This window comes from Paraburkholderia sp. Ac-20347, from assembly GCF_017104805.1.
Lineage (GTDB): Bacteria > Pseudomonadota > Gammaproteobacteria > Burkholderiales > Burkholderiaceae > Paraburkholderia > Paraburkholderia tropica.
Genome location: NZ_JAAGPN010000299.1, coordinates 1 through 9,059, shown reverse-complemented (window position 1 = coordinate 9,059; position 9,059 = coordinate 1). Strand labels below are relative to the sequence as shown.

The 9,059-nt window shown below is 65.7% G+C and carries 8 protein-coding genes; 7 read left to right on the top strand and 1 reads right to left on the bottom strand.

Going from position 1 to position 9,059, the window contains the following annotated elements:
* A partial coding sequence (locus G3N97_RS40045) for a methyl-accepting chemotaxis protein (RefSeq protein ID WP_205997131.1) occupies positions 1 to 1,570 on the top strand: 1,570 nt, incomplete at its 5' end.
* A 43-nt stretch (positions 1,571 to 1,613) separates the two neighbouring features.
* Here G3N97_RS40045 and G3N97_RS33180 read toward each other — a convergent pair.
* Positions 1,614 to 2,501: a LysR family transcriptional regulator gene (locus tag G3N97_RS33180; RefSeq protein ID WP_205997130.1), complete on the bottom strand. Its 888-nt coding sequence runs from the start codon at positions 2,499 to 2,501 to the stop codon at positions 1,614 to 1,616.
* A 253-nt stretch (positions 2,502 to 2,754) separates the two neighbouring features.
* Between G3N97_RS33180 and G3N97_RS33175 the strand changes: the two genes are divergently transcribed.
* From G3N97_RS33175 to G3N97_RS33150, 6 genes are all read left to right on the top strand, one after another.
* A complete protein-coding gene (locus G3N97_RS33175) occupies positions 2,755 to 3,510 on the top strand; it encodes a glucose 1-dehydrogenase (RefSeq protein WP_241030986.1) in 756 nt (251 codons plus the stop codon).
* Between the two features lie 277 nt (positions 3,511 to 3,787).
* Positions 3,788 to 4,807, top strand: coding sequence for an alcohol dehydrogenase (locus G3N97_RS33170; RefSeq protein WP_205997128.1), 1,020 nt, complete (start codon positions 3,788 to 3,790; stop codon positions 4,805 to 4,807).
* A 248-nt stretch (positions 4,808 to 5,055) separates the two neighbouring features.
* On the top strand, positions 5,056 to 5,862 hold the full coding sequence (locus G3N97_RS33165) for an IclR family transcriptional regulator (protein ID WP_205997127.1): 807 nt from the start codon (positions 5,056 to 5,058) through the stop codon (positions 5,860 to 5,862).
* Between the two features lie 390 nt (positions 5,863 to 6,252).
* The gene (locus G3N97_RS33160) at positions 6,253 to 7,341 is read left to right on the top strand and encodes a phosphotransferase (protein ID WP_205997126.1); all 1,089 of its coding nucleotides are present in this window, start codon (positions 6,253 to 6,255) and stop codon (positions 7,339 to 7,341) included.
* A gap of 54 nt (positions 7,342 to 7,395) precedes the next feature.
* The gene (locus G3N97_RS33155; RefSeq protein ID WP_205997125.1) at positions 7,396 to 8,613 is read left to right on the top strand and encodes an acyl-CoA dehydrogenase family protein; all 1,218 of its coding nucleotides are present in this window, start codon (positions 7,396 to 7,398) and stop codon (positions 8,611 to 8,613) included.
* Between the two features lie 18 nt (positions 8,614 to 8,631).
* Positions 8,632 to 9,059 (top strand): class I adenylate-forming enzyme family protein (locus tag G3N97_RS33150; protein ID WP_205997124.1); only part of this gene is annotated, 428 nt, incomplete at its 3' end.

Here is a 9,059-nt window from a genome sequence, read left to right as displayed (position 1 = left end):
CGATGCGATCGGCGGCCACTCGGCGCGCGCGCAGGCGACGCTCGCGCGCGCCTATGCGGCGTTGAAGGAGCAGAACGATACGTCGGCGCGCGATACCGCGCTTGCGGCCGCCCGCGATCTCGTCACGCAGGCCGCGCACGACGCGGATACGCTGCGCGCCAATGCGCCCGTGGCCGAGGCTTCGTCGGGCAGCGCATCGGATTCATCGACGAATACCGCTTCCAATACGGCTTCGAATGTGGCATCGGACGCCGCCGCGATCGCGCAACCGTCACGCCGTGCGGCCGTGCTCGACGCGCAGGCCGCGATGAACACCGTGCTCACGCGCGCTGCAGACGCGCTGCAGAACGGCGACACCGCGACTTACGCGACGCTCGCGACGGGCGAGATGGCGCAGACGGGCTCGCAACTCGCCGCGAGCATCGCGGCCTTCCACGCCGACAAGGACGCCGCCGTGCGCGCCACGCTCGCGCAAGGCGAGCGCGAGCACGGCTGGGTCATGGCGATGGTGGCGGTGGGGCTCACGGGCGCGCTCGCGCTCGTCGTCGTCACGCATCTCGCGCTGCGCCGGCTCGTGACCGCGCCGCTGGCGGTCGCCGTCGAAGCGCTCAACCAGATCGCGGCCAACAACCTCGCGGTGCCGATCGCGACGGGCGGCCGCAACGAGATCGGCCAGTTGCTCGACGCAATGCGCCGCATGCAGGAAGGCCTCACGCTCACGGTGAGCAACGTGCGCGCGTGCTGCGATGCGATCAACACGGGCGCGCGCGAAATCGCGGCGGGCAATCTCGATCTGTCGAGCCGGACCGAGCAGCAATCGGCGTCGCTCGAACAGACGGCCGCGAGCACCGAGCAGTTGACCGCGACGGTGCGCCAGAACGCCGAACACGCGAGCGAAGCGAGTTCGCTGGCGGCGCGCTCGGCCGAGGTCGCGCAGCGCGGCGGACGCGTTGTCGAAGAAGCGATGGAGACCATGGAAGCGATCACGCGCAGCTCGGGCAAGATCGCCGACATCACCGGCATCATCGACGGCATCGCGTTCCAGACCAATATTCTCGCGCTCAACGCGTCGGTCGAAGCCGCGCGCGCGGGCGAGCAGGGACGCGGCTTCGCGGTGGTCGCCGGCGAAGTGCGCAACCTCGCGCAACGCAGCGCGGCCGCGGCGCGCGAAATCAAGTCGCTGATCGACGAGTCCGTCGAGGACGTGCGTGGCGGCCGTGCGCGCGTGACCGAGGCGGGCGCGACGATGGCGGAAGTGGTGGCGTCGATCGAGCGCGTGTCGGGGCTGATGAAGGAGATCGCGTCGGCGACCGTCGAGCAGAGCGCGGGCATCGAGCAGGTCGAGCAGGCCGTGACGCAGATGGATCAGGTCACGCAGCAGAACGCGGCGCTCGTGGAAGAGGCGGCTGCGGCGGCTGGTTCGCTGGAACAGCAGGCCAACTTGATGGCCGACGCGGTGGCGACGTTCCGCCTGCGTACCGATGCGGCGATGAACGCGCGTGCGCGCCAATGGACGAGCGAAGCGGCGAATGAGTCCGTCGACGAGGCGCAACCGGAGGCCGCGGCGTAGGGCGCTTGGTTGCTATTTTTTTGTTGCCTTCTTCGTTGCCTCATCAGCTTGCGTGCGCTACGCACGCTGCCATCACATCGACAAAGATGCGCTTCAATGCGCTGTCGGGTTCGCGCCACGCGAGCCCGACAGCCGTGCGATGGCCGCGCAGATCGAGCGGCTTCGCGACCACATTCGGCGGCAGCGCCGCCGCCGCGTTCAACGGCATCACGCCGAGCCCCAGACCCGCCGCAACAAACGCGATGAGCGTCGTGAATTCGCCCAGTTCCTGCGCGATGTCGAGCGTCACGCGCTGCTGGCGCAACGCCAGCAGCATCCCGTCGTAAAGCCCCGGCGCATAGCGGCGCGCGAGCACGAACGCGGGCTGCCCACGCAGATCGGCGGGGCGGATCGTCGCCTTGCGCGCCAGCGCGTGATCCTCCGGTAGCGCCACCACGAACGGCTCCTCCAGCACGGTCCTGATCTCCAGACCCGCGCCGCTCGCGGGCAGGCGGATCAGCCCGAAATCGAGCCGGCCGTCGTGCAGCGCCGCGATCTGGTCGGGCGTCGGCATGTCCTTGAGATCGAGTTCGATCAGCGGATAACGCGCGTGCAGTTCGCGCATCAACGCGGGCAACAGACGCGGCAGCACCGACGACACGAACGCCACCCGCAAGGTCCCGACCTCGCCGCGCGCCGAGCGTCGCGCCGCCTGTTCGGCACGCGCCGCCGCATGCAGCGTGGCACGCGCTTCTGCGAGGAAAATCGCGCCCGTCGCCGACAGCGACACGCTATGCCGGTCACGGTCGAAGAGACGCGCGCCCAGATCGTCTTCGAGCGTCTTGATCTGCATGCTCAGCGCGGGCTGCACGATGCACAGCCGCGCGGCGGCGCGCCCGAAGTGCAGTTCCTCCGCCAGTGCAACGAATGCCCGCAAGTGTTTCAATTCCATCGTGGTCGCTTTCCGGATCGCTGCCGTTGTGTCGTCATTCGTTTTGTCGCCATTAGTTTTGTCGTCATTCGCCGCGATCTGCAGCGATTCGGGATCGGTTATCAAACTTCATGATAACAAGGTCACGAAAGAGTATTGGCGCGTATCCGGGCGATGCGGTGAACTCATGAATTCGCAAACGAAACGGCAGACTATGACGAACGAAACGAACGAGACGCAAAAACAGGCGGATTCGAGCCAGGAGATCGCCCGGATGTTTGGCCTCAATGGCCGACGCGCGCTGGTCACGGGTTCGGGGCGCGGCATCGGACTCGCGCTGGCGGGCGGACTGGCGCGCGCGGGCGCGTCGCTGGTGATCAACGGACGCAATCAGGCGCAGGCCGACGATGTCGCCGCGCGTCTGCGTGCGGAGGGCTTCGACGTCGCGACAGCGATCTTCGACGTGGCCGACGCCGATGCGGTGGCTCACGCCGTCGACGACATCGAGACGCGCGTCGGTCCTATCGACATTCTCGTGAACAACGCGGGCATTCAACGGCGCGCGCCGCTCGAAACCTTCGCCGCGAGCGACTGGCGCGAATTGATGCGCGTGAATCTCGACGGCGTGTTCCATGTTTCGCAGGCGGTCGCGCGACACATGCTGGCGCGCGGGCGCGGCAAGATCATCAATATCGGTTCGGTGCAGAGCGCGTTGGCGCGGCCCACCATCGCGCCGTATGCGGCCTCGAAAGGCGCGCTGCGCATGCTCACGCAAGGCATGTGCGCCGACTGGGGGCCGCGCGGCCTGCAGGTGAACGCGCTCGCGCCGGGCTATTTCGCGACCGACCTGAACCGTGCGCTCGTCGACGATCCCGAGTTCAGCGCATGGCTCTGCAAGCGTACGCCTGCGGGGCGCTGGGGACGGGTCGAAGAGTTGTGCGGGGCGGCGATATTCCTTGCTTCGGAAGCGTCGAGTTTCGTGAACGGCCAGACGCTATTCGTCGACGGCGGCATGACGAGCGTCGTGTGATCGTACGAATCAATTGATCGGATTCCTGATTAATTGCCGGCGCTCGCGTGGCCGATAAGGAAGTCCTCGCGATCGAACCCTATTCCACTCTCCACGTGGAGATATTTGCTAAATATGGCTTGAATTGAGCCCGCAGGCCGCCGCGCGATGCCGTCGAACCGCCAAAAACGCCGTCGTGACGGCCATCCATGCATCCGATGACACACGATCCGCGTATCCTCGATCACTTGCCAACCCGGCATATCGCGGCCATTCCTTCCAGATCGAGGAGCAACGTATGCGAACGATGCAGGCAGTGCAGGTGACGAAAGCGGGCGGTCCTCTCGAACTCGTCGAGCGCGAGGTTCCGGAGCCGCCCGCGGGCCACGTGCTGATCAAGGTGCAGGCGTGCGGTATTTGCCATAGCGATTCGATGACGAAGGACGGCCTGTGGCCGGGGCTTGCGTATCCGCGCGTGCCGGGCCACGAGATTGCGGGCGTGATCGAGACACTCGGCGCGGGCGTCGAGGGCTGGCAAGCGGGGCAGCGCGTGGGCGTGGGCTGGCACGGCGGCCATTGCGGCCATTGCGATCGCTGCCGCCACGGCGACTTCGTGCTGTGCCAGACGGCCCAGGTGCCCGGCATCAGCTACGACGGCGGTTACGCGCAATATATGGTCGCGCCGCAGGAAGCGCTCGCGCGCATGCCCGACGACCTCTCCGACGTCGACGCCGCGCCGCTGCTCTGCGCGGGCATCACCACCTTCAACGCGCTGCGCAACAGCGGCGCGCGCGCCGGCGACGTGGTGGCGATTCTCGGCATCGGCGGGCTCGGTCATCTGGGCGTGCAGTTCGCGCGCAAGATGGGCTTCGTCACCGTGGCCATCGCGCGCGGACAGGACAAGGCGCCGCTCGCGAAAGAACTCGGTGCGCATCATTACATCGACAGCCAGGCGCAGAACGTGGGCGAAGCCTTGCTCGCGCTCGGCGGCGCGCGCGTGATTCTTGCGACGGTCACGAGCGGCAAGGCGATGAGCGCCGCCATCGGCGGTCTCGGTCTGAACGGGAAACTGATCATGGTGGGCGTGTCCGAGGAGCCCGTCGAAGTGCCGATCACGCAGTTCATCATGGGACGTCATTCGGTGCAGGGCTGGCCGTCGGGCACGGCGGCGGATTCGCAGGAAACGCTCGCATTCAGCGCGATTTCCGGCGTCAAGCCGATGATCGAGGAGTATCCGCTGGAGCGCGCCGCCGAAGCGTACGAGCGCATGATGAGCGGCAAGGCGCGCTTTCGCGTAGTGCTCAAGCCTGCACAATAAACAGGATGGCTAAGTAATTTTCGCGTGCGGCCGGACGATACAGCTGGCCGCGCGCCGGATTTCTCCAGTCACGCGATCCGGCTCGCATCCCCGCATCGCATTCCCGCCCGGCCACCCAGGCCGCCGCGGTACGCCAGGGTTCCCCACCCATTGACGCGCGCCGTCGATCCTGCGATACAGCATATAATTCCGCGAACCCAAAACCGTGCCGTGCTCGCGGCACGCGCGCCCACTTCATTCTTATCGCAATGTCCGATACCGCGCCGAAGCCGGCTCGCAAAAGCGCCCACAAGGAAGATCGTCATTTCGTGACCGCGCTGGCCCGGGGGCTCGACGTCCTCGCCTGCTTTCGCGGCGGCGACACGACGCTGACCAATCAGGAAATCGCGCAACGCTGCAAGCTGCCGCGCTCGACGGTCTCGCGTCTGACCATGACGCTCACGAAGATCGGCTATCTGATTCACCTCGAGGACACCGGGCGTTATCGGCTCGGCACGGCGTGCCTCGCGCTCGGCAGTTCGATGCTCGCGCGTCTGGACGTGCGCAAGATCGCGCGGCCGATGATGCAGGAACTCTCGGAGTTCTCGGGCGGCACGGTGTCGCTCGGCGTGCGCGACCGGCTCTCGATGCTCTACATCGAAAGCTGCCGTAGCACGGCGGCGCTGGCGCTCACGCTCGACGTGGGTTCGCGCATTCCGCTGGCCACTTCGGCTATTGGGCGCGCGTGGCTCGCGGCCGTGGCGCCGCGCGAACGCGACGACGTCATGGAGCAGATCCGCGAACTCGACGATGTCGCGTGGCCGAACGTGCGGCGCGGCATCGAGCAGGGCGTGCGCGATCACGAGACGCTGGGCGTGACGTGTTCGTTCGGCGAGTGGCAGAAAGACGTGAACGGTATTGCGCGCGCGTTCGAGCCGGGCGGCGGCTTGCCGGTCATGGCGATCAACGTGGGCGGTCCGTCGTTTTCGCTCACGTCGGAATTTCTGCTCAATGAGGTGAAGCCGCGGCTGGTGCAGATGATCGGACAAATCGAAGCGGCTGTGGCCGGACGGTGAACACCGAAGCCGGTTGCAAAGAAACGCAAGCGCGATGAGCGACTTGCGTTTTTTTTTCGCCTGAATCGCGCCTGAATCGTTCGACATCCTGATCAATTTATTGTCGGTAATATTTTTGAAAGGTGCTCGCGCGGCATTTCATCGATTGTTTGCCGGGCAGACACGTTCAGTCGCCATCCAATGCTTATTGAATGCCGACTGACTCACGGTCGCGCTTTCCACTGGGGTTTTTCCCGAGCCATTCGCGCTTTATAGATCTTTACACACCTCCATCGCGCAGGCTAGCATTTCTGCAATGCAGAATTCACACCTGCTTTGCAGAATTTTCATGCGGCGTAAATCGGGCGCAGTGGCGTCCCTGCGCGCCGCCGATGGAGGCTGCCCGAATCCATGAGTATCGATCTGCAGTCGAGCTTCAGCGGCACGCGTCCCGTGGCGGACGCGCATGCCTTCGACGTCGCACGTCTCGCCACGTGGATGCGCGAGCATCTGCATGATTTTGCCGGCGGCGTCCACGTCGAGCAGTTCAAGGGCGGGCAGTCGAATCCCACCTTTCTGCTCGATGCGGGCGGCGCGCGCTATGTGCTGCGGCGCAAGCCACCGGGCGTGCTGCTGCCGTCCGCGCATGCCGTCGATCGCGAATACCGCGTGATTCGCGCGCTCGCGCAGACCGACGTGCCGGTCGCGAAGGCGTACGCGCTGTGCGAGGACGCGGCGGTGATCGGCTCGCCGTTCTATCTGATGGAGTACGTGGAGGGCCGCATCTTCTGGGACGCGGCGCTGCCGGGCATGACGCCGCAAGCGCGCGACGCGATCTACGACGAAATGAATCGCGTGATCGCCGCGTTGCATTCGGTCGATCCCGACGCGATCAGTCTCGGCGATTACGGCCGCGCGGGCAATTACATTGAGCGTCAGGTGGCGCGCTGGACCAAACAATATCGGGCCTCGGAGACGGAGCGAATCGAGGCCGCCGATCACCTCATCGACTGGTTGCCGAAGCATCTTCCGGCGGGCGACGAACGCCGCATCGTGCATGGCGATTATCGGCTCGACAACGTGATTTTCGACGCGCGTGAGCCGCGCATCCTCGCCGTGCTCGACTGGGAACTGTCCACGCTCGGCCATCCGCTCGTCGACTTCGCGTATCACTGCATGATCTGGCATATGCAGGCGGGCGCGCGGCGCGGTCTGATCGGACTCGATCTCGCCGCGCTCGGCATTCCCGGCGAAAAGGCCTATTTGCAGCGTTATTTGCAGCGTGTCGCGCGCGCCTCGCGCGACGACGTTTCCGAAGTCGATTGGGGCTACTACCTCGTCTTCAACATGTTCCGGCTTGTCGGCATTCTTCAGGGCGTGATGGCGCGCGCGCTGCAAGGCAACGCGTCGAGTGCGCTCGCGCTCGAAACGGGCAAGCGTACGCGTCCGCTCGCGGAGCAGGCGTGGGCGCTCGCGCGCGAAGTCGATGCCATGCGCTAGCGCGACGCGTGCATCGCGCGACATTCAACCGGTCAATCCAGCGGAAATCAGCTTATGAACTTCGAACATTCGAGCAAGGTGAAGGATCTGCAGGCGCGGCTCACGGCCTTCATGGATCAGCATGTGTATCCGGCGGAGGAACAGTTCGCGGCCGAAATGGATGCGGCGCGCCGCGCGGGCAATCCGTGGCAGCCTGCGCCCGTGATGGAGAAGCTCAAGGACAAGGCGCGCGGTGCGGGACTGTGGAATCTGTTTCTGCCCGCGCACGAATCCGAGGGCGGCCTCACGAATCTGGAATACGCGCCGCTGTGCGAAATCATGGGGCGCTCGGCCATCGGCGCGGAACCGTTCAATTGCTCCGCGCCCGACACGGGCAATATGGAAACGCTGTTGCGCTACGGCAGCGAGGCGCAAAAGCGCGAGTGGCTCGCGCCGCTGCTCGACGGCACGATCCGTTCGGCCTTTGCGATGACCGAGCCTGCGGTGGCCTCGTCGGATGCGACTAATATCGAAGCACGCATCGAGCGCGACGGCGACCATTACGTGATTAACGCGCGTAAATGGTGGATCTCGGGCGCAAACGATCCGCGCTGCAAGATCCTTATTTTCATGGGTAAAACCGATCCGCACGGCGAGAATCGTCATCAGCGCCAGTCGATGGTGCTGGTGCCGCTCGATACGCCCGGCGTCACGGTGCTGCGCCATTTGCCCGTGTTCGGTTACGACGACGCTCCGCACGGTCACGCCGAAGTGCTGTTCGAAAACGTGCGCGTGCCGGTCACGAATGTGCTGCTCGGCGAAGGTCGCGGTTTTGAAATCGCGCAAGGGCGACTCGGGCCGGGCCGCATTCACCACTGCATGCGTTTGATCGGCCGCGCTGAACGCGCGCTCGAAGCCATGTGCAAACGCACCACGAAACGCACGGCATTTGGCCGTGCGATTGCGGATCAGGGCGTCACGCGCGAGCGCATTGCGAATGCGCGTATCCTCATCGATCAGGCGCGTTTTCTGGTGCTGCACGCGGCTTGGAAAATGGACGCCGTGGGCAACAAGGCGGCGCGCAAGGAGATTGCGATGATCAAGGTGGCCGCGCCCGCGATGGCCTGCCAGGTGATCGACTGGGCGATTCAGGCGCATGGCGGCGCGGGCGTGAGCGACGACTTCGGTCTCGCGCGCGCATACGCGAGCGCCCGCACGATCCGCCTCGCGGACGGCCCGGACGAAGTGCATCGCAACGCCATCGCCAAGATGGAACTCGCGAGCTATCTCTGATCAGCGGAGCACTACGACATGACTTCCACAGCAGCGCTCGACCAGCCGCCGTTCGAAAGCATCGGCGAGCAGATCCGCAGATGGGCGAGCGAGCAGGGCGATCACGCAGCGCTCGTCTGCGACGGCACGGTTTACAGCTACGCCGAATTCGACGCGATGATCGATCAGTGCGCGAGCGCCTTGCAACGCGACGGCGTGATGCCCGAAGACGTGGTGGCGATCTGCGCGAACGCGTCGCCGTGGTACGCGGCGGTGTTTCTCGGCGCGTTGCGCGCGGGCGCGGCAGTCGCGCCGCTGTCGCCGGCTTCGCATCCGGACAGCCTCGCGGGCATGATCGAGAATGCCGGCGCGCGCGTGTTGTTTCTCGATGAGCCGGTGCAGCGCGCGCTGGACGGCGCGGCGAAAGCGCCGGCCGTGCGCCGCGTGAGGCTCGACGCGCAGGGCGG